This window comes from Methanosarcina sediminis (genome assembly GCF_052056915.1).
Taxonomy (GTDB): domain Archaea; phylum Halobacteriota; class Methanosarcinia; order Methanosarcinales; family Methanosarcinaceae; genus MTP4.
In genome coordinates this window covers 770,583-789,859 of record NZ_CP195119.1, presented here as the reverse complement: position 1 = coordinate 789,859, position 19,277 = coordinate 770,583, and the positions used below count along the sequence as shown (strand labels likewise).

Sequence of the window (19,277 nt, the reverse complement as noted above, 5' to 3'; positions counted from 1 at the left end):
CTTAAAAAACTTGGAGTTATTAATTTCAAGTTTTTCTCTAAATTACCCAGGCCACACTAAAATGGTTAACATGAGAGCTTATCTCAACTAATATATATTAAGATGCATAAAAAGATTTGGAGATACAGTTAATGGAGCATATTAATGCTAACCTTCTAAATAAAATTGCAAAAATAAACATTTCCCTACGTAAAGCTTATGGCAGTCAATTTGTTACTCCCGTAACACCTGATATTCCATTTGGAGGTAATGTTGAAAATTCTATAGGGCCTTGGCCTGAGTATATCCTTCATGGATTCAATTGCTTAAGGAGTGAGAAGGGCTTTTGCACTCCTTGTGGTTATTCAAATGTTCCGCCTGTTCTGAAAGACAAAAATGTCATCTATGAATATTTGCTAAAACAAGTTGATTTCATATTTCACAATGTGAACAAAACAATTTTAGAGAATCAATTTTTAAAAGCATACCCCTCAGATCTAAACAAAGTGGCTATTACTCTCACAGGTTCTTTTTTCAGTGACTATGAGATATCCACTGAATATCGACGAAAGGTTGTAGAAAAAATAGTTGAAGGTGCAGAAGTAAATGGAATCAAGCTTCAGCTATTCATTGAAACCCATGCCGAAGACGTAATTAACTCTTATAACAATGGTGAACTATCAATAATATCAGATTCTTTGCGTAAATTAAACACTGTTGTTCTAATGGGGTTTGAATCGGTGAACGAAGTAAGTCGAGAGCTATTATATTTCAAAAACCTAAATATTGAAGCGTTTGAAAATGCAGTTAATATTATTAAAAAACTCGGGCTAAGACCAGGAGCGTTTATTTTTGCTGGCTTACATTCTATGACTCAAAATGAAATAGTTATGGATGTCAGACAGAGCATTGAATATTTGAAGCACAATAATGTTTTACCAGTACTAATGATTTCAAATTTTAAAGAGTTTACAGTGGATCATCTGCTTTTTTCATATGGTAGACATTTTGTTGTTGAACCTAGAACAGTATTAAAATTGATGGATATTTTATATGACCAATATGGAGAGAATGCATTAGACATTCCCTGGATGATAGCTGATCCTGTAGGAGGGCCACCTGCCCCTGAGGCACATTCTTTCAAAAATATGAGGGGAAGTTGCTCTCAATGTGCTGAAGTTATTTTGTCAAATATAAGAATGCTAAGAGAAACTTATGATTGGAGTACGTACTTTGAAAATGTAAATAAGTTAAATGCATGTTATTGCACTGAATCTTATAATTTGCTTCTGGAAAATGAGAAATATTTTGAAAATAATTCACTCATTGATAGAGTAGTAAGTAATATCGAATTTGTGGAAAAAAATAAAGATAATTATATATACTCAATGAAGAATGTTTTCGACGCTTAATTTACCATATGAATCCAGACGAAGACATTCTTAGCATCTGTGTACTTTTCTTAATCATATTTTGGGCTAGGTGAAATTGTGACACTCTCTTCTTTTGGAATCGATCTATTGAAAATAAAAGCTGAGCTTTTATGTTATGGTGTGCATCCTAATTATGAAGCAACTTTATTTAATCCATTCTTTAATGAAAGTGGATATGTTCATGGAATACCAATCAATCTCGAAGATCGTACTATAGTTAATGTTCCAGTAAATGAAAAATTTGTCAAAGAAAATTCTCCTTTTCATTTGAAGCCGGATGATGAGAATGATCGGTTTTTATTATATAAATTTGGTGATCCTGTTGCAGTTTGTAGGCCTGTGAAAGTAGCTTCAAATGTTCCTGAAGATATAAAACCGATATTACAAAATTTAAGACCTCATAGTGAAACTACTTTGTTTTACTCAACCACTAAAAGATGTGTATATTCTAAAGAAGATAATAAGTGTCGTTTTTGTACTTATCAGTTTAGTAATTATAATTTTAATGCTGAATTAACTGAAAAGGCCCTTGAGTTTTTTGTTAAAAGTGGAAATTACACAGATATAGGAGTAAGTGGTCCTACACTAAATCAAAATGATTGTGGAATCGAATTATATACTAAAATTATTGAGTCTGTAAGGAACGTTTCAACTTTATCCACGTCAGTAGAGTTGGTTCCCCCTAAATGCAAACAGTTTTTAGATGATTTATATTACGTAGGTTGTAACTCAATAATCATGAATCTTGAGATATTCAACAAAGAGAAAAGATGTTACATTTGTCCTGGGAAATCTTCTATAAAATTAGAAGATTATATCGAATGTTGGAAATACTCAGTTGAACTTTTTGGTGAAAACAATGTTAGTTCTGTATTGTTAGTAGGCCTTGAAGATATTGAGGATACACTTCGTGGTATAGATTTGATGACAGAAATAGGTGTGATACCTACAGTCATTCCATTTAAACCTTACGACAACTGTTTATTAAATACTATGGCACCTACTTCTCCAGAGAACTATCTTGCAATTTCACAGAAAGCCGCAGATTTGCTTAAAGAGAGGGGTTTGTTTCCTGATTTACAGAGAGGCTGTACAGCTTGTGGGGGCTGTTCAATGGAAAAAGACATTCTGAACGAAATGGAGGAAACTATGCATGGAATATATTAACATCTATAGAGAATGTCTTATTTCATTTGATAGAGGACTACAAAATTTAGAGGTTCTATCATTTATCAAAAGAATATTAAAAATGAAACAAATGGAAGATAAGGATATAAACTGGAGAGAATTTGAGAAGGAATTGTTAGGAGATTATATTGAATTCTTGGGTAAATTACGTGGAAATTATTTTTTTGATGGGAGAATATCAGATAATTTTAACATATTTGCCTATGATATTCTAAATTCTACATATGATTGGGAAGGATACCGTTTAAGATTGTATCTTGCATTTTGTATAGATAAAAGTGGTATGTTTTCTCCAAAATATTACAATAAATTCTTACCACCAATATTTGGACAAAGCGAAAATGACGTAAAAATAAACTTAGAGAATGGAATATCTCTCTTTATGAAAATCTTAGAGGGTAAGAATGTTCATAAAGATGAAATAAATCATCTGTGGATTTTTTGCTCTGATTGTATTCTTAAAGATCACTGTATGTTATCTTTTGCAGAAGATATTTTACCAATATTAGCAATGCCTTATAACCATCACAGTTCAGAAGACTGTGGTACAATAAATTCTTTGATGAATCAAGTGTTTGACACTAGAATAAATGCTCACCTGCTGAATTATATATCAAAAAATTTTGATCAAACTTACTCCGGTTGGGCCACGGCAAGTAATTATCCCTTAGCTTTTCCACAAATACAGGATAGAAATGCACTGAAACTAAATCTTGAAGTTACTTCTCAAATAATTGCGTATCTCTCTATCTCGGACAACTTCAATTCTTTTTGTAAAATAAAAGGATTAGATTCTGAGAAGTTATACAAAGATTGGTTGAACTCTTTAAAATTGAAACAGAATCCTAATATTTTGAAATCCCCTAAGAGTGATGGTTGTTACATACATGACGGATTATGGAATAGCTGGACTGTAGGAAACAGTAACAAAATCACTGAAGATTGCTCACTATCTGTTACTATCCATATAGGGAAGTCTTTGATCTTATCTTATGAAAAAATCCCTGAAGAATTGAAAGATGATTTAGCCAATGATTTACTTTCAGACATCATAAAATATTGCATATTGAAACTAAATAAGGATAAATTTCTTACCTATACATATGGTAGAGATCAATATTGCGACCTATCGCCGGTTTCAGATGTCAGAGGTGCTATTTTAATAGCAGATTTTTTCCTTGATATGATAGACTGTGGTAAGAATAATCCAAAATTACGATCTTGTTTAAAGCAGGCTGGAATTTATTCTCCTTTTTCAAAGGAAATAACAAACTTGATTTCTTACATAGTCAGCTTTCAAGAGGCTCATGGGTGGTGGCCTTTGCTTTCAAAGTCCTATATGGGCAACAAAAGTAAGCTCAAATTACTCATAAGATCTCTTGAAGAAGATGGAAATTCTTATGAAATGATTGAAACGTTTGATGTTTTTGGTTCCAATCCCATGAACATAAGTTTCACTAATTCATTAGAAGCTATGTCTGTTCTATACCGTTACTTATGTTATTTAGGTTTTAGGGTATGTCCAAAGTGCAATCGAAAACTCTTTTCATTTTATTGTCCAGATTGTGGAAGTAAATCTGAACCTCAATTCGGTGATTAAAGTGGATAAAATATGTGTAATATGTGGATCAACCCTTGAACATAAAGATTCTTATTGCCCAATATGTGGCCATATTTTTTATGGAGAAAGGTGGGAATGTCAAAGATGTAAAAGTTTGAATAGTTCTAATTTTTGTTGTACCTGTGGAAGTTCAAGACAATCTATTCAAACTAACACGGTTAGCACTCTAAAACTTATTAAGTCCGGAAAAGCAGATCTGCCATCAATAAATCTAGATAATCTAAAATCGGAAAATGAATTTATGAGGAACAAAGAACTCAAAATCCTAGATAAAATGGAAACTTCAAAATATAAAATATTTGTTAGTTCGGTGCAAAAAGAGCTTGAAGACGAGCGCGCAACAGTTAAGGATATCATAGAAAGTACTCAACTTTCGGCATATTATACCCCTTTGCTCTACGAATATGAACCGGCTTCTCCTGAAAAAACACTGGAGGGTTGTCTGAATGCTCTTGATAGCTGTCAGATTTATCTACTTATCGTCGGCGAGAAGGAAGGTACTTACGTAGGGGAAATTACGATTACTCACACAGAATACCGCCATGCCAAAGAAAGAAATCTCCCCATTCTTGCTTTCATCAAAGGTGAAAGAAATATAGAACGAGAGCAAGGGACTAAGGCACTTCTAAATGAGCTTGATCTCGACACCTTCAAATACAAACGATTCCAAAATGTCGTAGTGCTCAAGGAAGAAGTTAAATCAGCCCTAGAAAAACTCCTTCAAGAAAGGGGAAAATTTTTTTAAATCTGATTTTGTGCTTAATTTCAGTCGAAACTATATTTGACGGAACCCTTATCTCCAAATATCATGGAACCAAATATATGCAGCTTCATCGCCTGAAAGCCAGTGCCCAGGTAATTGCGGCATCCGTCATCTATGGGTTTGCAGGCATCTTTTTCGTTTACGTCAGGAACATGGCTGCAGGGACGGTGGTGTTTTACCAGCTTCTTTTTGGGTTCCTTTTCCTTGCCGCATACATGGCAGCCACGGGCCGGCTTTCCGGGACACGTTTGAAGGGAAAACGAAAAGCTCTCTTCCTCCTCGGGGTCTGGCAGGCAGGGGTTCTGCTTTCTTATTACACGGCTGTCCGCTACACCAATGTCTCGATTTCCGCCTTGCTCCTTTACACTGCCCCTATTTACGTGGTTCTTCTGGCTCCCTTTTTCCTGAAGGAGAAGCCGAATATACGAAGCTTTGCAGCTCTAGTCTTTTCCCTTGCCGGAGTGACAATTGTGGTGGGACCGGGAAACATCTCTTTTGGCGAGGGCATCGCTGGTTCTGCTTATCTCTTCGGGATATCGATGGGGCTTTCGGCGGGTTTTTTCTATGCCTGTATCATCATGACCTCCCGGCACCTCAGGGACGAATATTCGGGCCTGGAACAGCTTTTCCTTTCGACAGCCGTGACCCTTGTGCTCCTGCTCCCTTATTCTCTGGAAGCTCCTGTTTCTTCCCTGCTCGAAAACCTGTCCTTGCTACTCTTCCTGGGGGTGATGATCACCGCTCTCGGTTCAATCCTTTACTTCACGGGGCTTATGCACGTGAAAGCCCAGAACGCCGGTATCATTTCCCTGCTCGAACCGGTGAGTGCCATTTTCTTTTCATATCTTATCCTCGATGACCCTGTTTACCGGAGCACCCTGCTGGGCTGTGCCCTGATCCTTTCAAGTTCATTCCTGGTGAGCCTGGAAGGGGAGGAGGCTGCCGAAGGGACTTCCGGGGGGGAAGTTTCACCGTTCGGAAAACCAGCCGGCTTATTCAGGCGTTCCGGGAAAGGGCAGGATAAAACCGGGAGTAAATAGCAGGAAGACGGGCAGGTAAAGATCGGTAAGTTAAAGACCTGAGAATAATTACTTGAATGTATTACTGGAATGATTGGCGGATATATTGATAGAAAGTTTTATTTAAAAAATAATTTAAAAGATGAGGTGCAGAAATTATTTCCGGAAAAAACTTTCTTTTTGGAACAGGGAGTATTTTTCTCTCCCCGTAATTTTCCCTGCGTAACATTGACAAAATTTATTAGCAATCATCCTGTATTCTTATCCAGTATCCCAATGTATTTTATTGATTACGTGAAAAATATTTTATTGATTACGTGAAAAATATTTTATTGATTACGTGAAAAATATTTTATTGATTACGTGAAAAACATTCCTTGATTACGTGAAAAACATTCCTTGATTACGTGAAAAACATCCATTGATTACATGAAAAATATTCATTGATCATGTGAACAGGGCCTGGTATTTCTATGGTAGACGTAGCTCAGGAATTGGAAGCATTAAGGCAGAATTTGCTTGACCTTTCCCTTCGAAACAACCTTCTCAATTACCGCCCTTCGCAGAGACGGACCATTTCGATCACGGGAAAAACGCCTGCAGAGATCTACGAGATTTTTGTCCTGCAGGAAAAGTCGATGAAATTCAGGGCAAAAAAAGGGCCCGGAAAAGGCAGGAAATCCGCTGGTGGGGGGGCTGGAGAGGATGCCGGTCCCGAAGGGGAAAGCAAGCTGTTTAAGACGATCGGGAAAATCTTCACTCCCGATGAAAAAAACAGGGCTCCTTCTTCCCGTTTCGAGCCTTTCCTGGATGTTCCCGAGGACAGTGAAGCCCTTGAGAGAAAACTTTTCTATGTCCATAACCAGGCAAATTCCATTTTTGAGGAACAGGGTTACCCCGTACTCTACCTGGCCCTCGGTTTCCTGCAGTGGGGGGACAGCAGGTCTTCCGTGAAAAACCCGAAAGCTCCTCTTGTCCTGGTCCCGGTCGAGCTGAAAAGGATCGGGAAAGGTCGTAAGTTCAGTCTGCAGTGGACCGGAGATGAGATATTTACCTCGATTACCCTACAGGCCAAGATGAAAGAGCTCGGAATCGAACTCTCTGAGTTTGAGATGCCGGAAGAGGGAGCAGGCATTGACAGTTATCTGGAAGACGTCCTCAAGGCAATTGCTGAAAAACCTGGCTGGAAAGTCTTTCCCGAAGTCTGCCTTGACTTCTTCAACTTCAGGAAATTTGTCATGTATAAGGACCTGGACCCTGCCACCTGGCCCGAGGACATGTCCCCTGCAGAGCATCCCCTGGTACAGAGGATCTTCAATCCGACAGACCCCGAAAGCGTCGAAGCGGGTTTTCTGGAAGAGGACGTGGACCTGAAACTCTCTGCAAAAGACAGTTACCATATCCTGGACGCCGACTCTTCCCAGATCTCTGTTACGGAGGATGTGAAAAGTGGAATGGACCTTGTGGTCGAAGGGCCTCCTGGGACCGGAAAGTCCCAGACCATTGCCAATACCATTGCCGAGCTGCTGGCTATAGGGAAGAGCGTCCTTTTTGTCAGTGAAAAGATGGCCGCCCTCCTGGTTGTGAAGAGCAGGCTGGACGCTGCGGGCCTGGGCGACCTCTGCCTGGAAATCCACAGCCACAAGACCCGGAAAAAAGCGGTACTCGAAGAGCTGTCAAAGACCTTGAACCGGTCAGCTCCGGCGGCTATCAGCCCTGACAGGGATATCAATGAACTGGAAAAGCTGAAAAAGGAACTTAATGAGTATGCAAAGACTCTCGGGGAACCGGAAGGAAAGCTCTATTCCAGCCTCTACACCCTTTACGGCGTAAGGGAAAAGGCCAGGGCTTATTTCGAAGCAAAAGACAGGAAAATGCCGGGGCTCAAATTCGAGGAGACCGAAAATTGGAGCCTCGATGCCTGGACTGAAGCCGAGTCCGTCCTGGAAAAGCTGGGCCAGGTGCTGCCTGTCCTTGGGCCTGTCCGGAAAAATCCCTGGTACGGCTGCGAACCCGGGCTGGTGCTTCCCCAGGACTGTGAGGAACTCGAACCCTTTGCAGGGGAATGCGCCGAAACCATTGAAGTCCTGGAAAAAGCGATCAAGGCCCTGAACGACCTTTCCGGAACGTCAAAGCCAGCTTCCCTTAAAGGACTTTCGGATGTGGTCAATGCCGCAAAACTCGTTGCCGCCTCAAAGCCCCTGGACAAAAAGATGCTGGAGAACCGCGAATGGGAGTCCGAAAGTTCCAGGGCCGAAGCCGGAGCCCTGGTTTCGAAACTCAGGCAGTACAGGGAACTGCACTCCTTTGTGGAAAAAACTTTTTACCCCTCGATTTTTGACCTTGATACTTCCGAATTCGAGGAACTGTCCCATGGATTCCTGAAATTCCTGAACCCGAAGTACCGCAAACTGAAAAAAGAAATTACAGCCTGTTATGCCTTCGGAGCCCCTTCAAAAGACAGCAAGCTCCTCCTTGACCTCTCCTGCCTCTCCGAGTGTGAGACCCGCAAGTATGAACTCGAGGCTGTAGGGACAAAAGGAAAGAAGTTTTTCGGGGAATACTGGCAGGGCTTTGAAAGCGACCCGGCCCTGCTTGAAGAATACGGTCGGTGGATCATCCCATTCAGGAAATATGTGGCTGAGGGCGTATTCACGGATAAGGTATTCGGGCTTGTAACTGCCGGGGTCGAAGCCGGGGAATTCGAGCCTGCTATTGAAGCGGTGTTCGAGGCGAAACAGGCTTTTATAGAGTCCTCTGGAAACTTCGGGTCTCGTATAGGGGCTGATTTTGGGAAGATGTTCGGGAAAGAGCTTGAAGAAGTAAGTCTGAGGACGCTTAAATCCAGGATTTCCCGCTGGGGAAACGAAACTTCGTCCCTTGTTTTCTGGAGCCAGTACCTGGGGTACAGGAAAGCCGGGCTTGGCACTCTTGCAGCCCCAATGGTCGGGGATATCGAGGCAGGGAAAATCGAGCCTGAGGACATGATTCCTGCTTTTGAGGGGAACTATGCCGAAACCCTCCTCCACAACGCCTTTAAGGAAAAGCCCGTCCTTTCCACGTTTATCCGGGAACTCCATGAAGGCAGGATAAACAAGTTCACGGAACTCGATAGGAAGGTCCTTCTGGAAAACCGGAAGAGGATCATCCATTCCGCTTACGAGGAAACCCCTAAACTTACCTCCGGGGCGTCCCGGGCATCCGAAGCCGGGATTCTCCTTAACGAATTCAACCGGAAACGGGGGCATATGCCAATCCGAACCCTCATGACAAAGGCAGGGGGCCTGGTCCAGAAGATCAAGCCCTGTTTCATGATGAGCCCCCTTTCGATTTCCCAGTACCTGGACCCCAGGAGCACCCGTTTTGACGTGATCATCTTTGACGAGGCCAGCCAGGTCCGGCCCGAAGACGCGGTCGGGGCTCTGCTTCGCGGAAATCAGGTCGTGGTCATGGGCGACTCAAAACAGCTTCCTCCAACCGCTTTCTTCGATACGGTGATCGATACCCCGGAAACCGAACCCGATGACTACGGGACAGCCGGGGATATGGAAAGCATTCTCAACGTCTGCAAGCGTGGGTTCCCGATAAAGACCCTGCGCTGGCACTACAGGAGCAGGCACGAGTCCCTGATTGCGGTCTCAAACCAGGAGTTCTACGACAACCGGCTCTATGTCTACCCCTCCCCCATGCAGAAAGACGAGCGTCTGGGCCTGAAATTCGTGCACCTGCCAGACGCCGTCTACGACAGGGGCAAGAGCGGGGCGAACAGGGTTGAGGCAAAGGCTGTTGCAAGGGCGGTTTTCGAGCATGTGGTCAAGTACCCGGATAAGAGCCTGGGAGTCGGGACCTTTAACGTGAAGCAGCAGGAAGCCATTCAGGAAGAGATCGAAGTCCTCATTAAAGCCAACCCCGGAATCGACCTGAATTCCGGTACAAGGGAAGGGGAACATTTCTTCGTGAAAAACCTGGAAACTATCCAGGGGGATGAAAGAGACGTGATCCTGCTGAGTGTCGGTTTCGGCTTTGACGGGAACCGCAAGCTTTCCCTTAACTTCGGGCCCCTGAACCGGGAAGGAGGGGAGCGCCGTCTGAATGTCCTTATCACCCGGGCCAGGGAAAAGTGTGTTGTCTTTGCGAATTTCACCTCAAGGGACCTTCACCTGGACGAAAATTCCTCTTTCGGGCTCCGGGCCCTGAAAGTCTTCCTTGAATTTGCGGAAAACGGAAGGCTTCCCACCCCTGCCGGAAGCGAGGAAGAATTTGATTCCCCCTTTGAGGAAACAGTCTCGGATTTCCTTCGGGAAAACGGCTTTGAAATCCACAGGCAGATTGGTTGTGCCGGGTACAGGCTTGACCTTGCCGTCCCCGACCCCCGCTATCCGGGCAGGTACCTGCTGGGAATCGAATGTGACGGGGCAAGTTACCACTCCTCCCCGGTAGCCAGGGACCGTGACCGCCTGCGCCAGCAGGTCCTGGAAGGGCTTGGCTGGAACCTTTACCGGGTCTGGTCTACGGACTGGTACCTCCGCCCGAAGGAAAGCAAAGCTGCCCTGCTTGAGGTGGTCCGAAAGGAGTTCGAGGCGGCAAAGATGGAAGTAGGGGCCGTTTTTGAAGCTGTGGAATTCATAGATCCCGGGGCAGAGGAAGAGTCTGCAGCAGAGCCAGATCTCGGGAAAGAGTCAACTTCCACAGCACACCTTGAAGCCGGGACTTCTTCAGGCGCCGAAACGGAAAACGAAATAGAGCCTGAATCAGAAGAATCTCCTGAACTTAGATCAAATGAAGATGTCTTTGAAACCCGATATAATAAGGGGCAGAGAACTATCACCAGGATCGGAGAGGAACCCCTGTATTTTGCAGGGGAAAGGGCAGAAGAAGATTCTGACGTGTCCGGGCTTGAACTCGAAAATGACGGAGCTGTGGGAGGGGACTTTCTCCCCGAACTGACTTCGAGAGCAGAGACAATAGCTTCCCTTACATCAGAAACCTCGAAACCCCGTTCTTCCCGGAAGTCCGGGAAGAGCAAACTCCTTAAGTTTGAAGCGGAAAACGAGTGTGACCCGGAAGACGTCCCTGGGAAGGAGGCAAAGTTCGTGCCTGAACCGGACTTTGAAAAGTTGAACTTTTTCGAGGCATCTCCGGAAATCGATCCCATTGACCTGTCCGGAGCCCAGGGAAAGAAGATACGGAAGCCTTTTGTCTACAATTTCGGGTCCCCTGAGGATATGGGACTTGAGCCGGATGTTGATTCTAAGCCTGTTTCCGGTTCTGAACCATATTCCGATTCTGAACCATATTCCAATTCTGAGCCTGTTTCCGGTTCTGAGCCTGTTTCCGGTTCTGAGCCTGTTTCCGGTTCTGAGCCTGTTTCCGGACATGAGCCTGTTTCCGGACATGAGCCCGGAGCTGAGCCGGAACTTGCCGGGCAGGAGTCCGAATTTGAGCCTGAAAAAAGGTTTGAAACCGGGGAAAGGGTTGAGTTTGAAACTGAAATCAAAGCTGAAATTGAAGCACCCGGTTTTCCAGGCCCGGAATACAGGGCTCGCCCTGAACCCGAACTTGAACCTGAACCCGGGTTTGAACTTGAAACTGATTTTGGCCCCGAAACCGAACCTGAAAATGGGTCTGAATTCCTTTCTTATGAATACGAAGTTTCGGATACAGGGGAATTGGATAAAGTTTCTCCGGATAAAGGGAACGGCAGCAAACTGCTTGTGGATAATGAAGATTCCCTGGAAACAAGGGTGCCTGTTTACACGGTTTGCACGGCTTTCGGGCTTTCGGAGTCCTGCGGCATTCTGGACATTTCGGCTGAAGAGCTCGAAGCTGTTGTGGTAAAGATTGTTGATTGTGAAGGACCTGTCCATGTGGAAGAGCTGCTCCAGCGGATAAAAATACAGTGCAAAATCCCCCGGATGCTTGGGAAGATCAAGCAGAGTATCCTGGATGCCGTCACCTCGGCTGAAAAGGCGGAAAGGTTCAGGGTAAGGGGAGATTTCCTCTGGCCGATATCCGAACCTGCATACCTCCTCCGCAGGCGGGAAGGGGACACTCCTCCAAAGATCGAATGGATCTGTGACGAGGAAATCCGGGAGGCTGTCCGCTTTGTTCTTGACAACCAGTACTCGACTCCCCTGGACGACCTTGTGATCCAGGCTTCAAGGGCGCTGGGGATTAAAATCACGCGTAAGAATGCCCGGGACCGGATCGAGAGTCTGATAAGGTCCGGGATTGAAAGCAATGAGCTTACCCGGATGCCCAATGAAATGATTTATTTTGCGGAATAACGGGGATATTCCTGAGAACTGCAGGGTATTCCTTAATGAATGAATGAATGAATGAATGATGAATAAATGAATGATGAATAAATGAATGATGAATAAATGAATGATGAATAAATGAATGATGAATAAATGAATTTTAAGGGGTCGTTTCCGCTAATGAAATAATCGGATTAAGGCTGGAAAGATTTTTTCAGTTTTTCATCTTTTCCTTTTTTTAAATTCTAACCCGACTTTTACTTTATTTTTTCCAATAATATCCATTTTCACTTATTTTTTCTTACTAATATCTATTTTAACCCATTTTTTCTTACTAATATCCATTTTCACTTATTTTTTCTTACTAATATCCATTTTCACTTATTTTTTCTTACTAATATCTATTTTAACCCATTTTTTCCTACTAATCTCCATTTTAACCCATTTTTTCTTAATAATATTAATTTTAACCTCTTTTTTTTTAATAATATTAATTTTAACCTCTTTTTTCTTAATAATATCTTTTTTAACTGCTTTTTATCTTGAAATATCCTTTATTATTACCATTAATTTTCTAATAAATAATTATTATCGTGTTTAATAATCAATTAGCACATATTGTATCTTTAATTAGGTTTTAATCTGTCATTATTGATTATATTAAAAAATTATATATGCTGGAACTCTTATTCATGCAGCATCATGCCCATAACAGTTTTAAAAACTAATAACCCTTCCTCAACACTTATATTGTCCTGTGTTCTCTTCGGAATGGTTGGAATATTTGTAAAAGGTATAAATGGGATGGGACCAGCTCCTATTCTCTTTTACCGCCTTTTTTTTGGATTTGCAGCGATTTTAATCTATCTGATAGCTGCAGGAAGGTTTGAAGGCCTCCATCTCGGAAATAAAAAATCTTATCTCTTCTTGCTTGGAGTTCTGAACACTGTAACCATGTTTTCTTACTTTTCCGCAATGAAGTACAGCAGTATTCCAGTAGCAGTGCTCCTTCTTTACACCGCTCCGGTCTACGTGACCCTGCTCTCCCCGTTTCTCCTCAAGGAAAAAATCACGGCTCGAAGCATGATTGCTCTGACTCTTTCCCTGGCCGGGATCCTGCTTACGGTAAACCCCGGGCATATGGGCATTGGGACCGTGGCGTCCGGGGAAGAAGGCACTTATTTCCTGGGCTTGCTTTTCGGGTTGCTTTCAGGCTTTTCCTTCGGCTGCTCAATCCTTACCGTCAACCACCTGAAATCGGATTATTCGGGCACTTCACAGCTGTTGTGGTCCACCCTGGTAGGACTGGTCCTGCTCCTCCCCTTCGGAGTTTCAGTGCCCGGGGAAGTGCTTATTGAGAATCTCGGGAGGCTCGTGCCCCTGGGCATCATTACTACGGCAGTCGGAACACTCCTCTACATGAACGGAATCGTCCACATCAGGGCGCAGACCGCAGCCGTACTGTGCCTCATGGAACCGGTAAGCAGCATTTTCTTTGGGTGCACACTCCTCGGGGACCCGCTTCAGGCAAACACCCTATTTGGCTGCTGCTTCATCCTCTGCGGAGGACTGCTTGTAAGCTTGAAAGGCAGTATCTCTCTGCCCGGAAAAAAAAGATTATTCCGGCTGTCACGAAGGCGCAGGCCGGGTCTTTTCCAGACCTTCATGCCTCCGAGACCGGGGAAGCTCTGAGTTTCCTCTCACTTCCCCTTTATGGTTATTTTAAGTGAATTTTCAAGTTATTTTTAAGTGAATTTTTAAGTTATTTTTAAGTGAATTTTTAAGTGAATTTTTAAGTGAATTTTTAGTAATTTTTAGCAATTTTTAAGTTATTTTTAAGTTATTTTTAATCAATTTTAATGGGTAAATTCTGTTACGAAGACCATTGCAGCCACAACGGTTGTCCATTTCCCACCTTTGGCGCCTCTTGCAGTCTGGCACATGTGCATCGTATCGAATATATGGCCACTCGCCTTGTACACCTGTTCCCTTTCATGCCAGGCCGAATCCGCATCGAATTCTATTCCGAGAGTCGTGGCAAGCATTGTTGCGGCCAGGTCTTCTGCGTATTCTCCTGCGGTTTCCTCATCTTCTCCGAAGGAGTGGTGTTCTGAAATATAACCGTAGTTGTTTTCATTAACCGGGACCGCGGTGCCTATGGCTGCGGTTGTTAAGCGTTCCGGTTCATTCGTTTCATTTCTGGCAAGTACGCAGTGGACAATAGCCCCCGGCCTTAGCTCTTTAAGGCCTTCCTCTTTGGACACAACTTTGCAATTAGGAGGTAATATGCTTGAAACGCTTACAAGGTTGTATTTCTCAATCTTTGCATCCCTAAGGGCAAGTTCGAAGGAGGCTAATTTGTCCTTGTGAACTCCGGTGCCCTTGGTCAGAAAAGCTTTCTTAGGGATCATGTGAATTCCTCATATGTTTTTCTCGATTCGCTGAAGATTAGCCGTGTCTGTACGGCCAATAAACTTTGGTAAGTGGGTACCATTTTTAGTATCTAAGTAATGAACGATCCGGATTTAAAAATATCGGAGAAACCGGGCATTCAGGTAGCCACGGTTTCTTTTTCCCCTACGGCTTTTTCATACACGTCGGACTTCGAAATCCCCTCGAAAATGAGCTTGGTCTCAAGGGGAACTCCGCCAGAATAGACTGCGATGTCCTTTCTTTCGATGTTGATTTCGATCTGCTCGGGGCTCAACCCGGACTCGGCCATGTAGTCAAGGATCAGCTTTCTCCCAAAGCCCTCGGCATATTCCAGGGCTTCTTTTCTTGTAAGGAAATGCCTTCTTCCCACCGGGGTATATACGAAGATCCCTTTTGTCCTGAGGTCGTACTTTGACTCGCTGTACATGGTCCGGATGGATATCTCGGCCCGTTTGATGCCTTTTCCGACAAGGGCTCCCACAGCGTTTCCGACGTCCGAGTATTCGGGGAGCAGGATTTCGGCATCAATTAGTTCCTTGAGTTCTTCCAGGTAAGCCCTGACAGGCCCTCCCAGGAGCACGACGGGGACGTCCACCTTGAAGCGGGAAAAGAAGTTTCCTTCAAGCACTTTTTCAATTTCGGTCTTATCCACTCCTTCCATCAGGAAAGCAAGGAGGTCTTTTGCCATGTTCCGGGCAAAGAGGCGTTTTACATTAGTGCAAAACTCGTACTTGTCCACCCCCACAAAGTTTGCAAGCAGGGTTGCCCCTATGACCGAGGCTTCGGAGTCCCACTCGTCGTAGTCCCCGAGTACGTGGAGGGCGTCTGTGGGGGTGAAGCCAATTGCCTGGACCAGCCGCTTTTGGATCAGGGAGTCCATCACCCGTCTGGACGGCAGGATTTTCCGGTCCCAATAGACATCGTTCAGGGATTTGGGTTCGTCTCCTATCAGGGCCAGGAGTTCCTTTTCTTCTCCACTCAGTTCTATGGGTTTTCGCCCTGTCCGGACAAAGAATTTTGTTGCCTGGATATGTTCGTTCAGTTTCAGACGGTCGGGGATCCAGCGCTTTTTCAGGGTGTGCATGAAGTCCGGGTAAAGTACTGCAGCCCTGCAGAGGGGAATGACCCTGCGGGGACCTATACTGGTATTGCTGCCCTGGACCCAGACGTGACTGTCCCCGCCCATTGCCGAGGTCTCCATCCGGAGGGCTCTGACCTTGGTCTGCCAGCCCCCTACAACGGCTCCTGTCTCGCTCAGGTAAGGGAGTCCCCTGTAGATCAGGGAAACGTCAGTGCTTGTCCCCCCGACGTCGATTGCGGCACATGTCTCGTGTTTAGAAAGGTAGGACGCCCCTAAAAGGCTTGCCGCAGGGCCTGAAAAGACCGATTCGATGGGTTTTTTCATAGCTTCCTGCATGCGAACGACCGAGCCGTCACAGCGGAGCATGGCAACCCTCGAATTAATTCCTCTCCTTTCGATTTCACCCACTACGGTTTCCAGGAAGCTTTCGGCTACCGGCAGGAGCTGGGCGTTCAGGTAAGCCGTAACTCCCCTTTCGTAGGCTCCCAGGGACTGGGCAAGTTCGTGCCCGCAGACCACGGGAAGCCCTGTTAGCTCTTTGACCAGGGCTTTTACCTGCAGTTCATGGTCCGGGTTTCGGACGCTGAAATAGGAAGAAACCGCAAAAGCCGCAACCCTGTCCTTAAGCCTGAGTATGAAACCCCTGACTCTCTCAAGGTCAAGGGGCTTGATCTCGTTCCCGTGGCTGTCGTGCCCCCCCTTAACCATAATATAATTCTCAATCCCGGAGTCCCGGGGGATCTCATAGTCCCCTACCAGAATCAGCCCTACCGGAAACCCGGTCTTTTCCAGGATAGTGTTGGTCGCAAGGGTAGTGGACACCGAGACCAGGGTAACCTCTTTCAGGTGTTCCGGGTCCAGCCCGTCGATTGAGTTCCTGATTCCTTCCAGAGGATCAGGGTAACTTGTAAGTGCCTTGTTCGAGCCAACGACAGTGCCGTCCGAGTCCCGGATTAAAATTGAGTCCGTATAGGTTCCGCCGGCGTCAATGCCTAAACTGTATGCCATTTTTTAATAACTCCTTTCTGTGAATCCTTTTTTGCAGTAATCTCTGATCCACGGCATATTCTTTCTCGAATGTATCCAGTAAATTCATCATTTGTAGTAAATTCATCATTTCAAATGTATTGCCATTGAATGCATCATCGTAAACTGTTCTAGTGCGCCATTTTTATGAGTTACAGCCATTCTTACCGTTGGGTCGGGTTTAAATGTCCCATAAAAATATCCCATAAGATTGGCCATTAATTCTTTTGCTCCAGAATCAGAAACCTGCTTTTATAGAAATCTTGATTTTAACAGAAATTTCGGTTTTTACCCGTTTTACGATTTTTATCTATATTTATTATATCTGCATATATGAGGGTAAATATAAATTTGCCGGGGGTCAGGCCCTGCTTTCAGGTTTTAGGCATACCTACTCCTACGAAGACAAGCTTTGTTTCAACGGGTACCGTTCCTGCTTCGCTGAGGGAAATGTCTTTTCTGTCCACGCTTATCTGGACATGGCCTTTGTCCAGGCCCGCTTCGGTCATGTAATCCATGACGAGTTTTTTCCCGAGGGTGTTCGCATGCTCCAGGGCTTCGGGGAAGCTTCCGAAGGTTTCCCTCCCTGCCGGGGAAAAGACAAGGACAAGTCTTTTCCGGTCTTTTGCATAGGTATTCTTAATAAGGATTTCAACTCTTTTTATGCCCTTTCCTACAAGGGCTCCAACTGCGTTTCCGACTTCAGCGTATTTCGGGACCACGATGTCGGCGTCGAGGATCTGTTTTATCTCCTCCGTGAAAGCGACAACCGGGCCGCCGATAAGGACAACAGGCAGTTTCATCCTAAACTGCGCAAATTTATCCGAGAGGATGATCTTTTCAATTTCCCGGGGGGCCACATCTTTCAGGATATATGACATGAGGTTCAGTGCCATGTTTCTTGCGACTTCCTGCTTTATCTGTTTGCAGAGTTCCAGGGAATCTGTCTGGGTATAGCGTTCCAGAAGCTTTGCCCCCACTTTTGAAGCTTCCGCATCCCAGGCGGTATATTCCCCGAGCACATGCAGGGCGTCGGTTGGGGTGAAGCCGATTGCCTGGACAAGGCGTTTTCTAATCAGGGAATCAAGCAGGTGGGGAGACGGTTTTTTTTCCAGCTTCCAGAATATGTCGCTAAGAGAGGTAGGGGTGTCCTCTACCCGTTCGAAAATCTCCTTTTCGTACGTTCCAAGTTCTGTGGGCACCACCCCGGTTTTTATGAAGAACTTGGTGGGCTGGACGTTTTCTTCAAGCCGGAGGGCAGCAGGCGTCTTGCCCATTTTCAGGGTTTCCAGAAAATCGGGGTACTTGACAGCTGCCACACAGAGGGGTATTACCCGCCTGGGACCTATGTTGATTTTCATGCCCTTTACCCAGACATGGCTGTCCCCGCCCATGGCCGATGTCTCCATCCGGATGGCCTTGACCTTGGTCTGCCAGCCTCCAACGACTGCCCCTTCTGGACAGAGTTCGGGAAGCCCGTCTTCTACCATGGAGACGTCCGTGCTGGTCCCTCCAACATCGATAACGGCACAGGTCTTCAGGCCCGAGAGATGGGATGCCCCTACAAGGCTTGCGGCAGGGCCGGAAAAGATGGATTCGATGGGTTTTTCCAGGGCTTCGTTGATGCCCACCACCGACCCGTCGCATTTGAGCATGAGCAGCCGGGCATCCATTCCCCTGTGCTCCATTTCTTCCTTGATCGAGCGGATGAACTGGTCTGCAATCGGGATCAGCTGGGCGTTCAGGTAAGCGGTGACTCCTCTTTCGTAGGCTCCGAGGTCAAGGGATAGTTCGTGCCCGCAGACCACCGGAAGCCCGGTAAGTTCCTGGATGCTTTCCTTTATAGCCAGCTCATGGGCAGGGTTCCGGACGCTGAAATAAGAGGAGACAGCAAAAGCCGATACCGTATCCCCGAGTTTCCGGACAAAGGCTCTCACAGCTTCCATGTCCAGGGGTACAAGTTCCGCTCCATGGTGATCGTGTCCGCCTGCTACCACGGTATAGTAGTCAACAGGTAATTTTTCAGGGAGTTCGTAGTCCCCTACAAAAATCAGGCCCACAGGGTACCCGGTTTTTTCGAGGATAGTGTTCGTTGCCAGGGTCGTGGAAACGGACACAAGTTTTATGTCCTTCAGGTATTTCTGGTCCAGCCCGTCGATGGAATTCCTGATCCCGGCCAGGAGGTCCGGGTAGGTGGTAAGCGCCTTGTTCGAGTCAAGTACCTTTCCGTCAGAGTCCCGGATGATGATCGAATCGGTGTATGTGCCTCCCGCGTCAATGCCCATGCTGTATTTCATCTAAAAGTCTCCTCTCTCCATGAATGGGTTTTTTGCTTGGAAATGTGCTTTATATTATACTCGAAAATATATAATAGTTCTCTGAAATATTACCTTGTTCCATCTAATCTCTTAACAATTTCTACTCTGAAAATCCATCTATATACTATTGATTTTATAAATGGTGACATTTGTATC

10 protein-coding genes are annotated in these 19,277 nt (G+C 45.0%); 7 read left to right on the top strand and 3 right to left on the bottom strand.

The window, feature by feature from the left end:
- Window positions 1-131: 131 nt before the first annotated feature.
- The 7 genes from ACSAZK_RS03260 to ACSAZK_RS03230 all read left to right on the top strand — a co-directional run bounded on the left by ACSAZK_RS03260 (window position 132) and on the right by ACSAZK_RS03230 (window position 13,955).
- Window positions 132-1,391: a hypothetical protein gene (locus tag ACSAZK_RS03260; protein ID WP_440955988.1), complete on the top strand. Its 1,260-nt coding sequence runs from the start codon at window positions 132-134 to the stop codon at window positions 1,389-1,391.
- Window positions 1,392-1,469: 78 nt separating this feature from the next.
- A complete protein-coding gene (locus ACSAZK_RS03255; RefSeq protein ID WP_440955987.1) occupies window positions 1,470-2,579 on the top strand; it encodes a radical SAM protein in 1,110 nt (369 codons plus the stop codon).
- Entirely contained in the window at window positions 2,566-4,200 is a 1,635-nt protein-coding gene (locus ACSAZK_RS03250; protein ID WP_440955986.1) for a hypothetical protein, read from the top strand. The genes ACSAZK_RS03255 and ACSAZK_RS03250 overlap by 14 nt, the downstream gene beginning before the upstream one ends.
- Window positions 4,201-4,462: 262 nt before the next feature.
- Window positions 4,463-4,966: a DUF4062 domain-containing protein gene (locus ACSAZK_RS03245; RefSeq protein WP_440955985.1), complete on the top strand. Its 504-nt coding sequence runs from the start codon at window positions 4,463-4,465 to the stop codon at window positions 4,964-4,966.
- Between the two features lie 77 nt (window positions 4,967-5,043).
- A complete protein-coding gene (locus ACSAZK_RS03240; RefSeq protein WP_440955984.1) occupies window positions 5,044-6,024 on the top strand; it encodes a DMT family transporter in 981 nt (326 codons plus the stop codon).
- Between the two features lie 452 nt (window positions 6,025-6,476).
- On the top strand, window positions 6,477-12,290 hold the full coding sequence (locus ACSAZK_RS03235; RefSeq protein ID WP_440955983.1) for a DUF3320 domain-containing protein: 5,814 nt from the start codon (window positions 6,477-6,479) through the stop codon (window positions 12,288-12,290).
- 675 nt (window positions 12,291-12,965) lie between these two features.
- Window positions 12,966-13,955: a DMT family transporter gene (locus tag ACSAZK_RS03230; RefSeq protein WP_440955982.1), complete on the top strand. Its 990-nt coding sequence runs from the start codon at window positions 12,966-12,968 to the stop codon at window positions 13,953-13,955.
- A 164-nt stretch (window positions 13,956-14,119) separates the two neighbouring features.
- Here the strand turns inward: ACSAZK_RS03230 and ACSAZK_RS03225 are convergent, their stop codons facing one another.
- From ACSAZK_RS03225 to ACSAZK_RS03215, 3 genes are all read right to left on the bottom strand, one after another.
- The gene (locus tag ACSAZK_RS03225; RefSeq protein ID WP_440955981.1) at window positions 14,120-14,674 is read right to left on the bottom strand and encodes a pyruvoyl-dependent arginine decarboxylase; all 555 of its coding nucleotides are present in this window, start codon (window positions 14,672-14,674) and stop codon (window positions 14,120-14,122) included.
- Between the two features lie 140 nt (window positions 14,675-14,814).
- Window positions 14,815-16,785 carry a hydantoinase/oxoprolinase N-terminal domain-containing protein gene (locus tag ACSAZK_RS03220; RefSeq protein WP_440955980.1) on the bottom strand — a complete coding sequence of 657 codons (1,971 nt, stop codon included), beginning with the start codon at window positions 16,783-16,785 and terminating at the stop codon, window positions 14,815-14,817.
- Window positions 16,786-17,177: 392 nt separating this feature from the next.
- Window positions 17,178-19,100 (bottom strand): hydantoinase/oxoprolinase N-terminal domain-containing protein, encoded by a 1,923-nt coding sequence (locus ACSAZK_RS03215; protein WP_440955979.1) that lies wholly within the window; start codon window positions 19,098-19,100, stop codon window positions 17,178-17,180.
- Window positions 19,101-19,277 lie beyond the last annotated feature (177 nt).